The sequence below is a fragment of the Pedobacter psychroterrae genome (assembly GCF_004331695.1).
GTDB classification, from domain to species: Bacteria; Bacteroidota; Bacteroidia; order Sphingobacteriales; family Sphingobacteriaceae; genus Pedobacter; species Pedobacter psychroterrae.
In genome coordinates this window covers 93,393-110,218 of record NZ_SJSL01000006.1, presented here as the reverse complement: position 1 = coordinate 110,218, position 16,826 = coordinate 93,393, and the positions used below count along the sequence as shown (strand labels likewise).

Annotated in this window: 14 protein-coding genes; 7 read left to right on the top strand and 7 right to left on the bottom strand. The window is 43.7% G+C overall.

Annotation, left to right across the window (positions count from 1 at the left end; translation table 11 throughout):
- Nucleotides 1-18: 18 nt before the first annotated feature.
- Nucleotides 19-354 (top strand): MmcQ/YjbR family DNA-binding protein, encoded by a 336-nt coding sequence (locus tag EZ437_RS17765; RefSeq protein ID WP_131597413.1) that lies wholly within the window; start codon nucleotides 19-21, stop codon nucleotides 352-354.
- 275 nt (nucleotides 355-629) lie between these two features.
- Here the strand turns inward: EZ437_RS17765 and EZ437_RS17760 are convergent, their stop codons facing one another.
- Nucleotides 630-1,502, bottom strand: coding sequence for a DMT family transporter (locus EZ437_RS17760; RefSeq protein ID WP_131597412.1), 873 nt, complete (start codon nucleotides 1,500-1,502; stop codon nucleotides 630-632).
- A gap of 88 nt (nucleotides 1,503-1,590) precedes the next feature.
- Between EZ437_RS17760 and EZ437_RS17755 the strand changes: the two genes are divergently transcribed.
- Nucleotides 1,591-3,744 (top strand): S9 family peptidase, encoded by a 2,154-nt coding sequence (locus EZ437_RS17755; RefSeq protein WP_131597411.1) that lies wholly within the window; start codon nucleotides 1,591-1,593, stop codon nucleotides 3,742-3,744.
- Nucleotides 3,745-3,775: 31 nt separating this feature from the next.
- Here the strand turns inward: EZ437_RS17755 and EZ437_RS17750 are convergent, their stop codons facing one another.
- Entirely contained in the window at nucleotides 3,776-6,472 is a 2,697-nt protein-coding gene (locus tag EZ437_RS17750; protein ID WP_131597410.1) for a valine--tRNA ligase, read from the bottom strand.
- A 237-nt stretch (nucleotides 6,473-6,709) separates the two neighbouring features.
- Here EZ437_RS17750 and EZ437_RS17745 point away from each other — a divergent pair, with 237 nt between their 5' ends.
- Nucleotides 6,710-9,097 (top strand): TonB-dependent receptor, encoded by a 2,388-nt coding sequence (locus EZ437_RS17745; RefSeq protein WP_131597409.1) that lies wholly within the window; start codon nucleotides 6,710-6,712, stop codon nucleotides 9,095-9,097.
- Here EZ437_RS17745 and EZ437_RS17740 read toward each other — a convergent pair.
- Genes EZ437_RS17740 through EZ437_RS17725 form a run of 4 tightly spaced genes read right to left on the bottom strand, consistent with a single transcriptional unit; the run spans nucleotide 9,094 to nucleotide 14,319 of the window.
- Nucleotides 9,094-10,092, bottom strand: coding sequence for an FAD:protein FMN transferase (locus tag EZ437_RS17740; RefSeq protein WP_205942746.1), 999 nt, complete (start codon nucleotides 10,090-10,092; stop codon nucleotides 9,094-9,096). The two genes, EZ437_RS17745 and EZ437_RS17740, sit on opposite strands and share 4 nt — an antisense overlap.
- Nucleotides 10,092-12,290, bottom strand: a complete 2,199-nt coding sequence (locus EZ437_RS17735; protein WP_131597408.1) for a PepSY domain-containing protein — start codon at nucleotides 12,288-12,290, stop codon at nucleotides 10,092-10,094. Before EZ437_RS17735 ends, EZ437_RS17740 begins: the two co-directional genes overlap by 1 nt.
- A 5-nt stretch (nucleotides 12,291-12,295) precedes the next feature.
- Nucleotides 12,296-12,781, bottom strand: a complete 486-nt coding sequence (locus EZ437_RS17730) for a DUF2271 domain-containing protein (protein ID WP_131597407.1) — start codon at nucleotides 12,779-12,781, stop codon at nucleotides 12,296-12,298.
- A gap of 5 nt (nucleotides 12,782-12,786) precedes the next feature.
- Complete coding sequence (locus EZ437_RS17725; RefSeq protein ID WP_131597406.1) at nucleotides 12,787-14,319, bottom strand: ankyrin repeat domain-containing protein; 1,533 nt, start codon at nucleotides 14,317-14,319, stop codon at nucleotides 12,787-12,789.
- A 206-nt stretch (nucleotides 14,320-14,525) separates the two neighbouring features.
- Between EZ437_RS17725 and EZ437_RS17720 the strand changes: the two genes are divergently transcribed.
- Genes EZ437_RS17720 through EZ437_RS17710 form a run of 3 tightly spaced genes read left to right on the top strand, consistent with a single transcriptional unit; the run spans nucleotide 14,526 to nucleotide 15,720 of the window.
- Nucleotides 14,526-15,074 (top strand): RNA polymerase sigma factor, encoded by a 549-nt coding sequence (locus EZ437_RS17720; protein ID WP_131597405.1) that lies wholly within the window; start codon nucleotides 14,526-14,528, stop codon nucleotides 15,072-15,074.
- Between the two features lie 11 nt (nucleotides 15,075-15,085).
- Nucleotides 15,086-15,460, top strand: a complete 375-nt coding sequence (locus EZ437_RS17715; RefSeq protein ID WP_131597404.1) for a hypothetical protein — start codon at nucleotides 15,086-15,088, stop codon at nucleotides 15,458-15,460.
- Nucleotides 15,461-15,483: 23 nt separating this feature from the next.
- Nucleotides 15,484-15,720: a hypothetical protein gene (locus EZ437_RS17710; protein ID WP_131597403.1), complete on the top strand. Its 237-nt coding sequence runs from the start codon at nucleotides 15,484-15,486 to the stop codon at nucleotides 15,718-15,720.
- On the opposite strand, the gene EZ437_RS17705 is transcribed toward EZ437_RS17710, so the two are convergent.
- Nucleotides 15,673-16,263, bottom strand: coding sequence for a hypothetical protein (locus EZ437_RS17705; RefSeq protein ID WP_131597402.1), 591 nt, complete (start codon nucleotides 16,261-16,263; stop codon nucleotides 15,673-15,675). The two genes, EZ437_RS17710 and EZ437_RS17705, sit on opposite strands and share 48 nt — an antisense overlap.
- 105 nt (nucleotides 16,264-16,368) lie before the next feature.
- On the opposite strand from EZ437_RS17705, the gene EZ437_RS17700 reads away from it, so the two are divergent.
- Nucleotides 16,369-16,824, top strand: coding sequence for a ferritin-like domain-containing protein (locus tag EZ437_RS17700; RefSeq protein WP_131597401.1), 456 nt, complete (start codon nucleotides 16,369-16,371; stop codon nucleotides 16,822-16,824).
- Nucleotides 16,825-16,826: the final 2 nt, after the last annotated feature.

Below are 16,826 nucleotides of genomic sequence, written 5' to 3'. Positions count from 1 at the left end.
CAATTAAAAACAAGGACAATGGACATAGAAACATTCAGAGAATTTTGCCTGAGCCTTAGAGGGACTACTGAAGGGATGAAATGGGACCACCTGTGCTTCATGATCGAAGAAAAGATCTTTGTACTCGCCTCATTGGAAGATGGTGCGCTCTGTCTCAAGTGCAATCCCGATGATTTCGACAATCTTGTAGCAAGACACGGCATTAAACAGGCTCCGCATTTCGCACGCCGCCAGTGGATCGTACTCGAGAATCTTGAAGTAATGCCCGATCAGGAATTAAAGACCCGGGTGGAGCAGTCAAGAACACTTGTCCTAAGCAAATTAACCAAAAAACTCCAGGCAAAATATCTGTAATTTGCTATCTGCCACTGCAAATTTAGTGTCTGATAGAGGACATAGCGTCCTTTGTCCGATCCTTCATCGGGCCTAAGGAATGCCGTCCGAAAGCAGATCACTCAATTTGCACCCTTTATCTGTTAAACCAGTAATAGATCTTTGTAAGACCAAGTTTCTTTAGAATAGCTTCCGTAACAGAAAGCACATTTAATGTTTTCATGACTAAGTAAGTATATGTATTTAACACTTTTTAACATACTTTATTGTGTCATGAGCGAAAAAAATGCTTGCCGCTATGCCTTCAAGCTCTTCCTTTGCCCCAAATAAAGCCCAAACACGACCAGCAGTGTTCCTGATACAGTATACAGCGTAATCGGTTCATCCATTAGCCACCAGGCATAAAAAAAACCGAACAGCGGACATAGGAACAGCCATAAAGAGGCTTTGACCGTATCAATTTTGAGCAGGTAAAACCAGCAGATCAGCCCGATTACGGAAACTGCCAGACTAAGCCATAAAACAGAATATATAAAACGATTGTCTACCACCACACTTGAAAACTCACCAAAGGCAAGGGTAAATGGCAAAAGGAACAAGCCACCCAATGCCACCTGCCATGCATTGATCAGAATATTGGGTAGTTTCCATTTCACCCGCGCATAATATACACTGGCAAAAGACACGGAAATCATACTCAGTATCAATATACTAAGGCCCGCAAGGGTGGTGCTGCTATCTTTTAACAAGGGAAAAGTAGCAATTCCAATTCCTGTCATCCCAATAATGATGCTCCAGATCTCTGCTTTTGCGGGCCTGCGGCCAATAAGCCAGGAAGAAAGCAATACAATGAACAATGGGTTGGTAGAAGTAGCCAGACTGCCTATACCCGCTGCGGTATATTTCATGGCATATACATAAAGTCCCAGGTAAACTGTGGTATTCAAAAAGCCGAAAATAGCAAGCTGCCGCCACTCCAGCGCATTAGGCATTCTATATTCCTTGTCTTTTTTAAAGCCATAGCCGTACAGCAATAATACGCCGCCTGCCAGAAAGAAGCGTACATTGGCAAGGATCAGGGGTGGTGCTGATAAAATGCCAAATTTGGTAGCTACAGAGGCTGATGCCCATAACAGCGCAAAAAGTAAGCCTATAAAGATGGTTTTCACACACCAAAGGTAGTGCAAGAAAATGAACAATTTTATCTAAGTTTGGCGCCAACTTATTAATCATAACATATCAGCAAAAAATAAATAAATGAAAAGACTGATTTTAGTAATTCATCTGATCTCCCTGGGTTTTTATGGCCTGGCACAGAACAAGCAACTGACCATGATCGACGCCATGACCAACGCCCGCACCTTATTGGCGCCGGAAAATAGGAGCCAGATCCAGTTTATCTACGGAACGGAAGATTATGTATATGCCAAACGTGTAGGTAATGCGCCTGTCTGGTATAGCGGTAATTTTAAATCACAAACAGAACAACCTTTTCTTTCTTTAGGGCAGTTGAATGCCAAACTGGCAACTGCCGGACTTGACACGCTAAAGAACATGGTGATGGTGCAGTTCAACCAGGGGACGGATTGGATCCTGAGTGCCAGTAAAGGTAAGATTGCCCTTGATCCCGTTAAAAATACCTACAGGCTACTGGTAGAGCAAAGCTTGCTGGCCAAAGAAAATGTGGAAGAAAGCAAGGACGGCTATATTGCATATCTGGACAACTTCAATCTGTTTGTAGCCAAAGATGGCGATGCAAATCAGGTTACCAAAGATGGTACTAAAGATATTGTATATGCGTCTTCTGTACACAGAGAGGAGTTTGGTATCTCAAAAGGGATCTTCTGGAGCAACACAGGTAAAAAGCTGGCGTTTTACAGAATGGACCAAAGCATGGTGACAGACTATCCAATTATCGACTGGAGTACCCGGCCCGCTAAAAACGTAAATATTAAGTATCCTATGGCCGGTGATAAGAGCCACCAAGTAACGCTGGGTGTTTACAATGCAGAGACAAAGGCGGTGGTGTACGTGAAAACCGGAGAACCTGCAGAGCAGTACCTGACCAATATAGCCTGGAGCCCGGATGATAAATATCTGTACATCGCCATTGTGAACCGCGAACAAAACCACATGAAGCTAAACCAGTACGATGCTGCTACGGGTGAGCTTACAGCCACTGTGTTTGAAGAAAAGGACGATAAATACATAGAGCCATTGGTGCCCATGCTGTTCCTTAAGAATGATCCTTCCAAATTTATCTGGCAGAGCAACCGCGACGGCTGGAACCATTTGTACCTGTACGATCTGAAAGGTAGAGTATTGAAGCAGCTCACCAAAGGCAACTGGGAAATAACAGAAGTAAAAGGATTTGATGGCAAAGGCGAACAATTGTTCTATACAGCTACTGAAGAATCACCAATCACCCGCAACCTATATGCGTTAAATATAAAAAACGGCAAATCTAAACGCATTACACAAGGCTTTACGGTGCATAATACACAGGTAAGCAGCAGTGGTAATACCGTGATCGATAACCTGAGCAGTCCGGAGCAACCCAGGCTGATCAACCTGATCGAAACAGCCTCCCTCAAAACTAAAACCTTATTAAAAGCTGCAAATCCTTTAGCAGATTATGCTACGCAGAACTCCACTATCTTTACCATTAAAAGTAAAACAGGTGATGACCTGTATGGCAGCTTATATAAACCAGTTGGTTATGATAGTACGAAAAAGTACCCGGTTATCGTATACTGGTATGGCGGGTCGCATGCGCAATTGATACTGAACAGCTGGAATGCCGGTGCCGGAGATTACTGGTTCAGGTATATGGCTCAGCAAGGATATGTAGTGCTGACGATAGATACAAGGGGCAGCGACAACAGGGGCAAAGCATTTGAGCAGTCTATGTTCAGGAGAGTTGGAGATGTGCAGATGGAGGACATGATGAATGCGGTGGCTTATTTAAAAGGATTGCCGTATGCAGATACCACCAATATGGGATTATTTGGCTGGAGCTTTGGCGGATTCAATACCGTAGATTTTATGCTGAGCCATCCGGGTGTTTTTAAGGCAGCTGTGGCCGGCGGACCGGTGATCAACTGGCAATTTTACGAGATAATGTATACCGAGCGCTATATGGACACTCCGCAGGAAAACCCTGAGGGATACGCTGCGACTTATCTGTCATCAAAAGTAGATCAGCTGAAGGGTAAGCTGATGCTGATCCATGGCTTGCAGGACCCGGTAGTGGTACAGCAGCACTCTGTAGATTTTGTAAAAAAGGCGGTGGATAAAGGCGTACAGGTAGATTATATGATCTATCCCGGTCATGAACACAATGTGATCGGCAAAGACCGTGTACATTTGTATCAGAAAGTAACGGATTACTTTATGCAGAATTTGAAATAAATAAGGGGCCGAAAGGCCCCTTATTTATTTTTTACCCTTCCAGCGCGGCCAGGCTTTCTTCAATGATTTTGATCTTGCCTTCGGCATCAGCCTTTTTATTCCTTTCGTTCTGAATGATCTCCGGCTTGGCATTCTGCACAAAACGCTCATTGCTCAGCTTAGCATCTACAGACTTCAAAAAGCCCTGTAAATATACCAAGTCCGCATTCAGCCTTTCCCGTTCTGCATCTACATCTATGTCCTCATGCAGGTGGATGAAGAACTCATCGTTGCCCTGCATAAATGCCACTGCTCCAGGTATTTTATCATTTACAAATTCTACCTGGCTAATATTTGCCAGTTTAAACACAATGTTCAGCCATTTCTCATAGTCCATTGCAGAATTTACCTTGATAGCCAGCGGCAAAGTCTCTTTAGGAGAAATCTGCTTGGTATTCCTAACATTCCTGATCTCGGCTACCAGACCCTTGATCACTTCCACTTCTTTCAGTAAAGCAGCGTCTGCTAACCCTACTACCGGATAGGATGCTACAATACAGCAGTCCAGTTCGCCTTTCTCGCCAAACAGTTCATCGTGCCACAGTTCTTCCGTAAGAAAGGGCATAAACGGATGCAATAAAGTCAATATTTTTTCAAAGAAACCAACAGTCACTTTCAAGGTTTCTGAATCTATAGGATGCTGATAAGCAGGCTTGATCATCTCCAGGTACCAGGCACAGAAATCATCCCATACCAGTTTGTAAGTAGCCATCAAAGCTTCTGATAAGCGGTATTGTTTAAAGTTGTCCTCAATCTCGGCAAGTGCTTCATTAAACCTGTTCTCAAACCACAGGATGGCTTGTTGATTAGGGTTTTCCAGTTGGTCATTTACCTCCCAGCCTTTTACCAGCCTGAATGCATTCCAGATCTTATTGGCAAAGTTACGGCCCTGTTCACAATAGCTCTCGTCAAACATCAGGTCATTTCCGGCAGGAGAGCATAGCAACATACCTACCCTCACACCATCTGCACCGTATTTCTCAATAAGCCCTATCGGATCAGGCGAATTGCCCAGTGATTTCGACATTTTACGGCCTTGTTTGTCCCTTACAATGCCAGTCAGGTATACATTGGTAAAAGGTTTTTGTCCGCGGAACTCATGGCCTGCCATGATCATTCTGGCCACCCAAAAGAACAAGATCTCAGGAGCAGTTACGAGATCATTGGTAGGATAATAATAATTGATATCCGGGTTATCAGGGTTTTTAAAACCGTCAAACACCGAGATCGGCCACAGCCATGAAGAGAACCAGGTGTCCATCACATCCGGGTCATGCTTTACAAAAGAAGCCAGCTGATGCTTAAAGCCATTGGCCTCTTCCTCTGTAAATACACCGTCAATATCTTTGAGTTTCAGGAACTCATTCAAGGCCTCATCTTTGGTCTTCGCTACCACCCAGTTGCCCTTATCATCATACCATGCAGGGATTTGCTGACCCCACCATAGCTGGCGACTAATGTTCCAATCGCGCACGTTTTCCATCCAGTGTTTGTAGGTGTTCACAAATTTCTCCGGGATCAGTTTTACGTCGCCATTAAGCACGTCGTCTAATGCAGGCTTAGCCATCTGGTCCATTTTACAGAACCACTGCATAGACAATTTAGGTTCAATAACCGCATTGGTACGCTCAGAAAAACCTACCTGCGATTTATATTCTTCTACTTTTTCCAGGTGACCGGCTTCATCCAGCAACACGGCAATTTTTTTACGTGCAGCAAAGCGGTCTTCGCCTACCAGGATTACGGCCAGTTCGTTTAACGTACCGTCGTCATTCAATATATCTATAACTGGCAATTTGTGTTTCACACCCAGTTCATAATCATTCAGGTCATGTGCAGGGGTTACTTTCAAACAGCCAGTTCCAAAATCCATCGTTACATATTCATCCTCGATTACAGGAATCTCCCTGTTGATCAGTGGGATAAATACCTTTTTACCTTTCAGGTGCGAATATCTTTCGTCATTTGGATTTACGCAGATCGCTGCATCGGCCATGATCGTTTCAGGGCGGGTAGTAGCTATGGTAATTGAATTGGTACTATCCAGTGCAGCACCATCTGCCAGTGCTTTCTCACAAATTGAATACTTAATGTAATACAGCTTCTGGTTTACTTCCTTACGGAGCACTTCCTCATCCGAAACAGCAGTTTTTCCGGCAGGGTCCCAGTTGACCATACGGATACCCCTGTAGATCCATCCCTTTTTATGCAGATGGATAAAACTGTCAATCACCGCATCAGAAAGGTCATCTTCCATGGTGAAACGAGTGCGCTCCCAGTCGCATGAAGCGCCCAGTTTTTTAAGCTGATCGAGTATAATACCCCCATATTTCTCTTTCCATTCCCAGGCATATTTCAAGAATTCTTCCCTGCTGATGTCGGCTTTATTGATGCCTTTTTCTTTTAACATGGCCACAACTTTAGCCTCAGTAGCAATGGACGCATGGTCCGTTCCTGGTATCCAGCAGGCATTTCTTCCCTGCATGCGCGCTTTGCGGATCAGCACATCCTGGATGGTATTGTTGAGCATATGGCCCATGTGCAAGACCCCGGTCACGTTGGGTGGAGGGATTACAATGGTATAAGGCTCACGTTCATCAGGTTCAGAATGAAAAAAGTTTTTAGACATCCAGTAGCTGTACCACTTGTCTTCGGTTGCCGCCGGATCATATTTTGTAGAAATGCTCATTATTTCGAAAAGTATCAGATTGAAAAAACAAAAATAAGAATAAAAAGGGATTAATGCCTCCCTTGTACCTCAGTCTTCGCTAATTCGGAACTTAGACGTAATTTCTTTGCAAATTGGGTAGTTTTTGCGAATAAGTACCGAAGAAGTACTGGGTTTGTTCCGAAGGAAATATAAAGGAGATATGACGTAGGGGTAAAACAGGATTTAGGTGTCATAAGGAAAAACAACAAATTAAATATGAAATTTCCTTACTTACTTCTTGTCGCTTTTCTATTGCAAAGCATCAACATTAAGGCTCAAAACAAAGACTCTGTTAGGTTTAGTGCCCGGATTACTGGCCAGACTATTAAAGGTACGGTTATCGACAAAGCGACAAAATTGCCGATGCCCAGTGTAACCGTCAGGCTATCTTCCAGTCCGGACGTAAAAGCAACCAATACGGATCAGGACGGTGTTTTTCGTTTAACGAGTGTACCGTTAGGCCGGCAGGTGCTTCAGGCCACCGCCATAGGCTATCAGCAGGCTGTTGTTTCAGAGCTGCTCATCATTAGCGGTAAAGAGCATGTGCTCAACCTTGAAATGGAACCGAAAAGCAATAACCTGAATGAGGTGGTAGTCAATGTAAATGCGGACAAAAAGCCACTGAACCAGATGGCGCTGACCAGTGGACGATCTTTCTCGCCCGAAGAGACCAACCGGTATGCCGGGGCATTTTTCGACCCAGCCAGAATGGCTCAGAGCTTTGCAGGCGTAGTGGCCGGAGGTGACGACAATGAAATCATTGTAAGGGGAAATTCACCGAAGAGCCTGCAGTGGAGGTTGGAAGGCATAGAGATCATCAACCCTAACCACTTTGGCAGTGAGGGCGCTTCGGGCGGAGCGGTGAGTATGATCAATACCACTGTTTTGAGTACTTCCGATTTTTATACAGGGGGACTGGCTGCTGAATACAGTAACGCATTATCAGGCGTGTTTGACTTAAAATTCAGGAAAGGAAATTCCGACAAGCGGGAATATGCTTTGAACATTGGGATATTAGGCGCCGGGGCTACACTGGAAGGCCCGTTTAAAAAGGGTGGAAGCGCTTCTTATCTGATCAGCTACCGTTATTCTTCACTGAGTCTGCTGGAAAAAGCAGGGATTAAAGTAGCGGATGAAGGAGTGCCCAAATACCAGGATGCGTCCTTTAATTTTGTGTTCCCAACTAAAAAAGCAGGGACCTTCTCGCTTTTCGGAATTGGAGGCTTGAGTAAGCTCAGTCAAGATGCCGAAAGGGACTATGCCAAATGGGAAGAAAGAATGGATGGGCAGGACATGGCGTTTGGTTACAATGCAGGGAGTGCCGGATTGAAGCACATGTATATAGCCAACAGTAAACTCTATTTTAACAATATTATTTCTGTATCGGCCAACCGCAGTTCCAATCATGTGGATACGCTGACAAATGATTACCAGAAAAGCTTGTCTGACAAGAACCTGTATACCAATACCTCAGTACGGTATTCGGGAATAATGAATTACAACATCAACGCTGCCAATGTGCTGCGTGCTGGTATCAATGCCAGTTTTTTGAGTTATAATCTGAATGGATTGCAGTACAATACTGAAATAAAAGCGGTAGAAGAAGTGATCAATCAGAAAGGCAGCACCAGCAGTTACGATGTTTTTGTGCAGCATAAAGCAGAGCTGGGCAGCGGGTTTACTTTAAACACCGGTATACATGCCAATTACTTTGTACTCAGCAAAAGCTGGACGGTTGAGCCACGTGCAGGACTGAACCTGAAGCTTCCTGCGGATCAGCAACTCTCCTTTGGCGCGGGGATCTACAGCCGCCTGGAACCCCTTTCCTATTACTTTGCCAAAGGTGCTGCGGAACAGCCGGGCAGCAGCCTGAGTAGTCAACTAGAACCGACCAAATCGGCACAGGCAGTGGTGGGTTATGAAAAATTGTTTGGCGGGGGGCTGAAATTTAAAACGGAAGTTTACTATCAGCATTTGTATGATGTTCCTGTGTCTTCTGACCCTTCTGTAAATTTCTCCTTGCTCAATGTGTCTGATAATTCTGCTGTGTTCTCTTCCGCATACCGCTCGCTGGTCAATGAGGGGATAGGTAAAAACTATGGTATTGAGTTTTCACTGGAAAAATCATTGAGCAGGGGCTATTATTTTATGGTAACCTCGTCATTGTTTGATGCTAAATTTGAGGCTTTGAGCAAGCAGGAGTTTAACACCGCTTTTAATACCCGTTATGTAGGCAATTTGTTGTTTGGTAAAGAGTGGATGACGAGAAAGAACAATTTGTTTGGGCTAAACGGAAAACTGATTTATGCAGGAGGCAGGCGCTATACACCGGTACTGGTAGAAGAGTCGATGAGGCTGGATGAAGAAGTGATAGACCAGGGAAGGATCAATACTTTAAAGGCAGAACCTTATGTGCGCGTAGATTTTTCTGCCAGTTACCGGATGAATGGCAAAAGGGTGAGCCATATGATCCTGATGGATGTGCAGAATTTGCTGAATAAAGAAAATACAGTCGGTATGCATTACAATCCGAGTAAGCGGGTGATCGAGGCGTCGACATGGGGAGGGATTATTCCGACAGTAAATTATCGGATTGAGTTTTAGCGAAATTTATGGGAGAGAACTTTTCCTTTGTCTGTGATCAGCAGTCCCCGGTACACGGGGAACTGCTTTAGCAGCTTTAGGCCTTCTTTTTCTCCCAATACCATGAGGGAGGTGCTGAGGAAGTTTGCAAACTCAGCAGTCGGGCCGTAAATGGTAACGCTGGTCAGTCCGGTAGATGGGTAGCCTGTTTTGGGATTGATAATATGTGAATAGTGCCTGCCGTTTATTTCCGCATATTTTTCATAACTACCTGAAGTAGCGACCGCACTTTCTCTCATTTTCAGTATTCTAACGATTTTATGTGATCTGAAAGGGTTGTTTATACCTATGGTCCATGGTTTTCCGTTTGGTTGCTGACCCCAGGTGGACAGATCTCCTGAGGCGTTTACTATTCCGCCCTGTATTCCTGCTGCCTGCATTAAAGAACGTCCCCTGTCTGCGGCATAGCCTTTTCCTATAGAGCCGAATCCGATCTTCATTCCGGGTTTTGCTAAATAAATGGTCGTGTTCAGGCTGTCAAGTACGATGTTTTGGTAACCTACATTTTCTACAGATTTTTTTACGGCTGTTTCCTCAGGCATGGTGGTCATGCTGCCGTCGAATTTCCATATTCTGTCCATGGCAGCGGTACTGACATCAAAAGCTCCTCCGGAAAGTTGTGAATAATAGATGGCCCTTTTTGTAAGGTTGAAAACCTCCAGGTCTACTTTAATCGGTTTTATGCCGGCGTTGCTGTTGACCTCCGATATTTGCGTTTCAGGATTCCATTCTGAGATCAGATTTTCAATGCGCATTACTTCGGTAATGACTAAATCAATGTTTTTATTGGTACTTACTGTGTCTTTATCTACCAGGGTAATTTCAAAGACTGAGCCCATTAATGTCACCTGCCGTTTCAGCAAAACCTGGGCATAACAATGGTTTGTGCTACTGAGGCAAAGGAAACTCAGCAGGAACAAAGTAAGCCGGGCTATGTAGTATTTACAAGCGTTCATTAATAGCAATCGGTCAGGATCTGATTATTTTCTTTATAGTATTTAATTGATTTATTGTTTTTGGCAATGGAAAGTTCTTCCAGTACTTTTTCCACATCCTTTTGCATGTTTAAGGAGCCGCAGATCATCACCACGCCATTGTTTTCCAGGAGATCGATAAAGAGTGCGGCATCTCTGCGGATTAAATCCATTACATACCTTGATTCCTGTTCCCTGGAAAAGGCGATGTCAAATTTCGTAAGCTGCTTCTTTTCTATTTCTTCTGCAGCGAACTGCTGATATTGTTGTGTTAGCGAATTGCTGTTCCTAAAACCGGCATACAGATGAATCGGCATCTGTGTACTGTTGCTCATGATCATTCCCAGGAAAGGGGCAATGCCTGTACCATTTGCAATCATTGCTACAGCAGATACACTGGAAGGGAAGTGAAAATTCGGATTACTCATGACGCGGGCTTTTAGGATACTGTTCATTTCCAATTGGTGGATAAAACCCGAGCCCAGACCATTGGGAAGCAATTTTACCATCAGTTGGATCATTCCATCATTATTTCCAATAGAGTAGAAGCGCTCCCTATTGTCGCCGGCCGGATAAATGGCCAGGAGGTCTCCTGACTGAAACCTGATATTTGAAGCAGGTTTTAACAGTATTTTGAAAGTTTGGTTGTCTTCAGTGGTACTTGTTTTGGCTACCACTTTGAATTTTTTTAATCCGGCTACTTTAGAATTGTACACTGCCGGGGCGGTAGCTAAAGCAATCAGGGATTTTTCTGCCCAATGATGAATCCATTTAATGAATTCATCAACTGATTTGTCATTGACAGTATGTAAATCAAGGAAACGATCAGCCCATTTTTGACCGGCAAGCAGCTCATCGATGAGGGCGGCATAAGCACAGTAGTCCGGATAGGCTTTTGAACCAAATCCAAGCACTGAAAATGCAATGTCTTGTTGCTGAGGGAATTTTTGAAGCAGCTGTTCAAATTGTGTGGCATTGGCCGGAGCAGTCCCCAATCCGTAGGTGGAAGTAAACACCAATAGCTGTTGCGCTTTAGGGTAAAGCTGGTACTGGTTCATCATTGCGATAAAAGAACGTTTGCCATCGGCCAGCAACTGCTTGTGAATCTGGTGGGCGAAGAATAAGGTACTGCCATTTTCAGTACCTACAAGCATAATTATTTCCGAATTTTCCGCTTTGAATTTATTCCTGATTTTGGTCTTTGTCCTTTTAAAAGTGATGACAAATCCAGTATAAATAAAGAAAAGTATGTTTAATGAAGCAATGCCTAATATAATGGCCCATATGATGTTGGTCCTTCCGGTATGAAGATCGAGGCTGAGTGTTTCTAAAAGAGCAGCGTATGGATATTTGGTCTCTTTTACGATCTCCCCGTTGAGCTGACTGGCAGATAATACCCCGGTCTTCAGTTTTAATACATAAAATTCTTCCGGATCATCTTCCATAAAAGGAAATTCAATTTTCTCTACTTCAGAGAGTGTTGTTTCCCGGAATATTTTAAAGTCCTTCATGTTTTTTGAAGCAATACCTTCAGCTATCTGGGGATGGCTAATTTCCACATCGGCCTTTTTGATGATCTCCATGCGGATCATAAACAGGTAGGTGCCAGTAAGGGCGATCAGGAATATGGGGATTAACAATATGCGCCCGCTGACCACGTGGAAGTATTGTGCAAAGAAGTCGCGGTTTATTTTTGCAAAAAAGTGTCTGATACCCTGCTGACGTTTAATGATCAGCGCGATGCCGCTAAGGGTGATCAGCAGGAGGAGAAAGGAGACTACGCCAACGGTGACCCGACCTATATCCTTTAAGAACAGGGAGCGGTGCAAGGCAATGTTCCATTGTATGAATTGGCTTTTGGGTTTGACTTCTCCCAATACTTTCCCGTTGTTGGGGTCAATATAGGCTTTGATGCTATTGCCTTCACCATCGATGGCGTCGATACTTACAAACTGGTTATGGTCGACCGTAATCTCTGTGATTTCCGGATAAACCTTGCACAATTGAGGGATCACCTGTGCAAGGTTTAAGGAATTGAAATTTTCTGCCCTGTATGCAGGGGCTTTTTCATTTATGGCATCGATTGCCAGGATCACTCCGGTAACGGAAAGAATCAGTAAAAACAAGGACGATACAATAGCTAAGGCTAAATGCGCATACCTCCAAACGGATAACGTCATCCTGCTTACTGAACTTTATTTAATTTGACCAGGCGGATATAACCCTTGCCATTGGCACGTTCAGTAATGGCCTCAGTAGTTAATGGGATCTCGACATCGATGACATGGTATTTTTGCTCTTCAACGGCCGATTCAAAGCGCAGCTTATACCCCTTGTTTAATTTAGCATCTTCTATTTCTATGGTCCGCATAGCACGATCGCCACCCCCAACAGAAGCCCCGGTAACGGCGCTTAACTTTTCTTTTGTTTTAGTCTGGAATTTATACCAGTCTTTAAGCGTGTTGTACCATTGTTTGTCTGTGCCTAATACAGAAAGTGTTTTTTCGTAGGCGCCGCTGGGATTTATTAGCGATATGATTACATAAGCAGCTTCGCCCTCGTAGCTCGTCATTTGAATCATGCATTTGTATTTTGAAGACTGCGCAGATAAACCTGTTGTAAAGAACGCACAAAAAAGTATCGCCAATAAGTATTTTAAAGAAGGTTTCATGCTATTTATTTTAGAAAATCAACAGGAATATTGTTTTTTGAAAGGAACTCGTTTTCCTTTGCAAGGTCATAAGCTGTTTCGTCGAATTCGGTTTTAAGGTCTTTTTTTGCACCTAATTCAATTAGTGATTTCAACAAGGTATCGTTTTTGGCAATCAGGGCAGCTTTATGCAGTGCAGTGGCACCTTCACCATCCTGGGCGTCAATATTAGCGCCAAGCTCTTTTGCCTTGTTTACCAATTTCAGACTTTCTTTAGCTACTGCCAGATGAAATAGCGTACTTCCATTTTTTTGAGGAGCCGCTACATCAAGTCCGCTGCTTTTTAGGACAGTTAATTTACTTCCAAACTCATCACCTTGAGGGCGTTGCGCGCCCGCCCCTTGCGGACCACCACCTTGTGGGCTGCCCATTGCTCCCGGTGCAGCTTCTCTATAAGTGTTAAACCAATAATAAGCCAGGTTATTGCCATCCTTATTCAGGATTTTAACGTCTGCACCATTTTTTATCAATAATGACGCTACTTCTGATGATCCTGTTGCAATTGCCTGCGTAAGGGCAGATTCTCCTTTTTCATTTACAGCGTTTACATTCTTTACTTTCGACAATAGCAACTCCACAAGCTTGACATCCCTTCCGGCGGCTGCAGCCATCAACACCGTATTTCCTTCATTATCGGCCTTAGCAACATCTACTCCTTTACTCAGAAAATAATTAATGAGTTCCGTATTTGGGCGGCGCACCAAAGTATGTAAAATAGTAGCACCATCTTTGGGGTTAACGGCTTTCGGATCTAACTTTAATTGTTCCACTAAGTACTTATACGTTTCGATTCCGTTTTGAGATGTTCTGGAACCCTGTGTTGCAAAGAAAAGCGCCCTGCTGGTAGGCTTGATGCCTTTAGCTATCAATTTTTCCACCAATTCCTTGTTGCCAAGCTTTACTGCATAATCTACCGCAGTACTGCCATACTCATCCTTATCATTGAAGGACAGACCTTTGGACACGAGATAATCTGACAACTTTAATTCATTGTCCCGGGATATTGCCTGCATCAATAGAGTGGCACCATCCTCGTATCTTTTTTTAGGATCTACCCCTGCGCTAAACAACGCTTCGTAAACTCCTTTTTCCTGGTTTCCGTTAGCGGCTGCATTGGAAATTACGGCGGCACCATGGCTATCGGTCAAATGTACATCAGAACCTTTTTGGATTAAATACGTTACCAGTTCTGTATTTCCCCTTGATGCTGCCCAATGCAGGTAAGAGGCACTATGGTGTGTTTTTTTCTTTACGCCGTTACCTTCCTGTTCCACCATGAATTTAATCGTTTCTAAGGGTGCATCGTTAAGAATAGCTCTTGCTGTCGGGTCCCATGAAGCGGCATCGGGTTTTGAAGGGCTATTCCCCTTAGCTATCTCAGCTTTTACCTGATCGACGTTAGGTTTGGACTTCCAAAACTCTGGATTCATCAACGTGTTGTTTTGCGCTTGTCCGCAGAATGCAGATAATAATAAGGCTGCCAGAAAGATCTTCTTCATAACAATAATATATTTATTTATATTAAATCTAAATTGAGAGCAAATATATAAAAAATGATGTGATTCCAGTATCTGCTGAGGATTTTTTAAAAAGCAAAATCTATTTCGGATTAGGACAAGCCACCATATTATTATTTCTTCATTTTTTTGAAATGTTTTTGGACTTGGCCCGTCTATACTATTAAGTACCATACTTATAAGCGCTGATGCCCGAAGAAAAGAACAGTTATTTGACAAGAACCATTCAGGATTATGGGAAAGGTCTGCTGTCCTTTATCAGGGGAAAGGTGTCCAGCGATGCTGATGCACAGGATATTCTGCAGGATATCTGGTATAGCCTGAGCGCGCTGGTCAATACTGCCCCGATAGAGCAAACGGGCGCATGGCTGTACAAAGTGGCCCGTAATAAGATCACAGACAAATACCGCAAGCGGACAGAAAGTTTGCTGGATGATATGTTTGGCGAGGATGAAGAAGGCGAGCAGGATTACACTTCGATCCTGTTTCCGGATCAGGCTACTCCAGAGACGGAATATTTGCGCAACCTGTTTTGGGAGCAGCTGTTTGCGGCACTGGAGGAGCTTCCGGAGGAGCAGCGGCAGGTATTTGTATGGCAGGAGCTCGAAGATATCCCCTTTAAGGAAATAGCTGAACGAACGGGGGTAAATGCGCAGACGCTGGTAACGCGAAAGCGCTATGCGGTATTGCACCTTAGGAAGCGACTGAGGCAATTGTACGAGGAATTAACAGATTAATAGTCAAAAAGATGAGAAGAAATAATTTTATTGAAAGAATGGGTAAGGGCAAGTACGTCTTCATTCCCTTGATGGTGTTTTCAATGATGGCATTGTTCACCTATGTGGTGATGCTGTTGTGGAATAATATATTGCCCGATGTGATCCATGTAGCGACGATCACCTTTTGGCAGTCGGCGGGTATCATTGTGTTGTGTAAACTGCTTTTTGGATTTGGCGGAATGGGCGGTCCTGGTGGGAGAGGTGCGTTTAGGAAGCGCCAGCTGGCCGAGAAGATGAAGAGCATGAGTCCGGAGGAACTGGAGCGTTTCAAGGAACGTATGGGCGAGCATAAGTTTGGCCGCTTTGGTAATTGGTGCAGGGATGAAAAAGAGGAAGGAAAGTAAACCTATTTAATAAGCTTTGAGATATGGTATTAATTTTTAAAACAAGTATTGGTTCAAAACACGATCTGCGCAGGGTAACACCGTTTTTAAATGCGCTGGCAGCTGACATGCGCTGGACAGTGGATATTGATGACTGTGACAGAATTCTCAGGGTAGAGTCTGGTGCTGATAAAGCAGATCAGATAGCATTGGTGCTCAGTAGCCACGGCTTTTTATGTATCAATCTGGCGAAGTTCTATGCCGAACCTGAGTTCAGCTAGGAAATTCTTCGGGTCAGTTTTTATCAACGGATGCCTGATCCAGATCATGGTATCCGTATCTTTTGAGCAGCCAGGTAGAAGCAACTGCCCCGTTTGAAAGTAGGAATAGGTATTGGTAGATATTTGATTGTTAGTCATCTGATTGATAGTTTCTGTTTTATAATCTGTCTTATAATCGTAGCTGACCAGGTTCGTGAGTCCGCTTATAAGAAGCATTATGGCGGCAAGGAATACGGCTATCTCAAAGAATACCTTTTTTTCTGTTTTTAAATCAAGCTCCTCCTCGTTGTCGAACTTAAAAAGCCTGAGCAGCATACCCGTTTTCATCAGACAGAGGTAAGCGAAAAATCCGGCCACTGCTATGTTTAGGAACATGGAGATACCAAGGATGGCCATGAAGCCGCCCTGTGTACCGAAGTTGGACAATGCAGAAGCGAATATGGTAAACCCCGCAAATAAAGTAGGAGATGCCATAACGGCATGCCAAAGGGCAACAAGACCGGTTATTTTAATGGCGAGTTCGAAGAGCGTTGATTTTTTCATTGTTTTTTTGGAAAGATAATGAAATTGGGCCTGAATTACGAATCTTCGTAAAAAGGCAAACCAATTGCCGTCGACAAAGGTTATAGGTATTTAAAAACTTATATCATGGAAAATAATAATGAAATAATCAGCGACCTGAAAGGATTGATTAATATTGTAAACGACGGTAAAGAAGGGTATGAATCTGCTTCTGAAGCTACGGATAGTATAGAACTAAAAGGGCTGTTCTTAAAATATTCAGCGCAGCGCGCAGGTTATGCGATGGAACTAAAAGAACATCTGGCCTTGCACGGTGGTGATTCAAATAATGAAGAAGGTGGCATTCTTGGTGTGCTTCACAGAACCTGGATAGATATTAAGCAGGCCATGAGCAGCAAGGAAGATGCAGCGATATTGGCTGCTATTGAGACTGGTGAAAAAGCTGCAATTGAGAAATACGATAAGGCTCTTGAAGATTATTCTACCCACGCAGACCATATAGAACTGCTGCAGCGTCAGCGTACGGGAATTTTGGAAGCACTAAAAGAAGTGGAGACTTATCGCCTGCGGCTAGCTCACTAAAA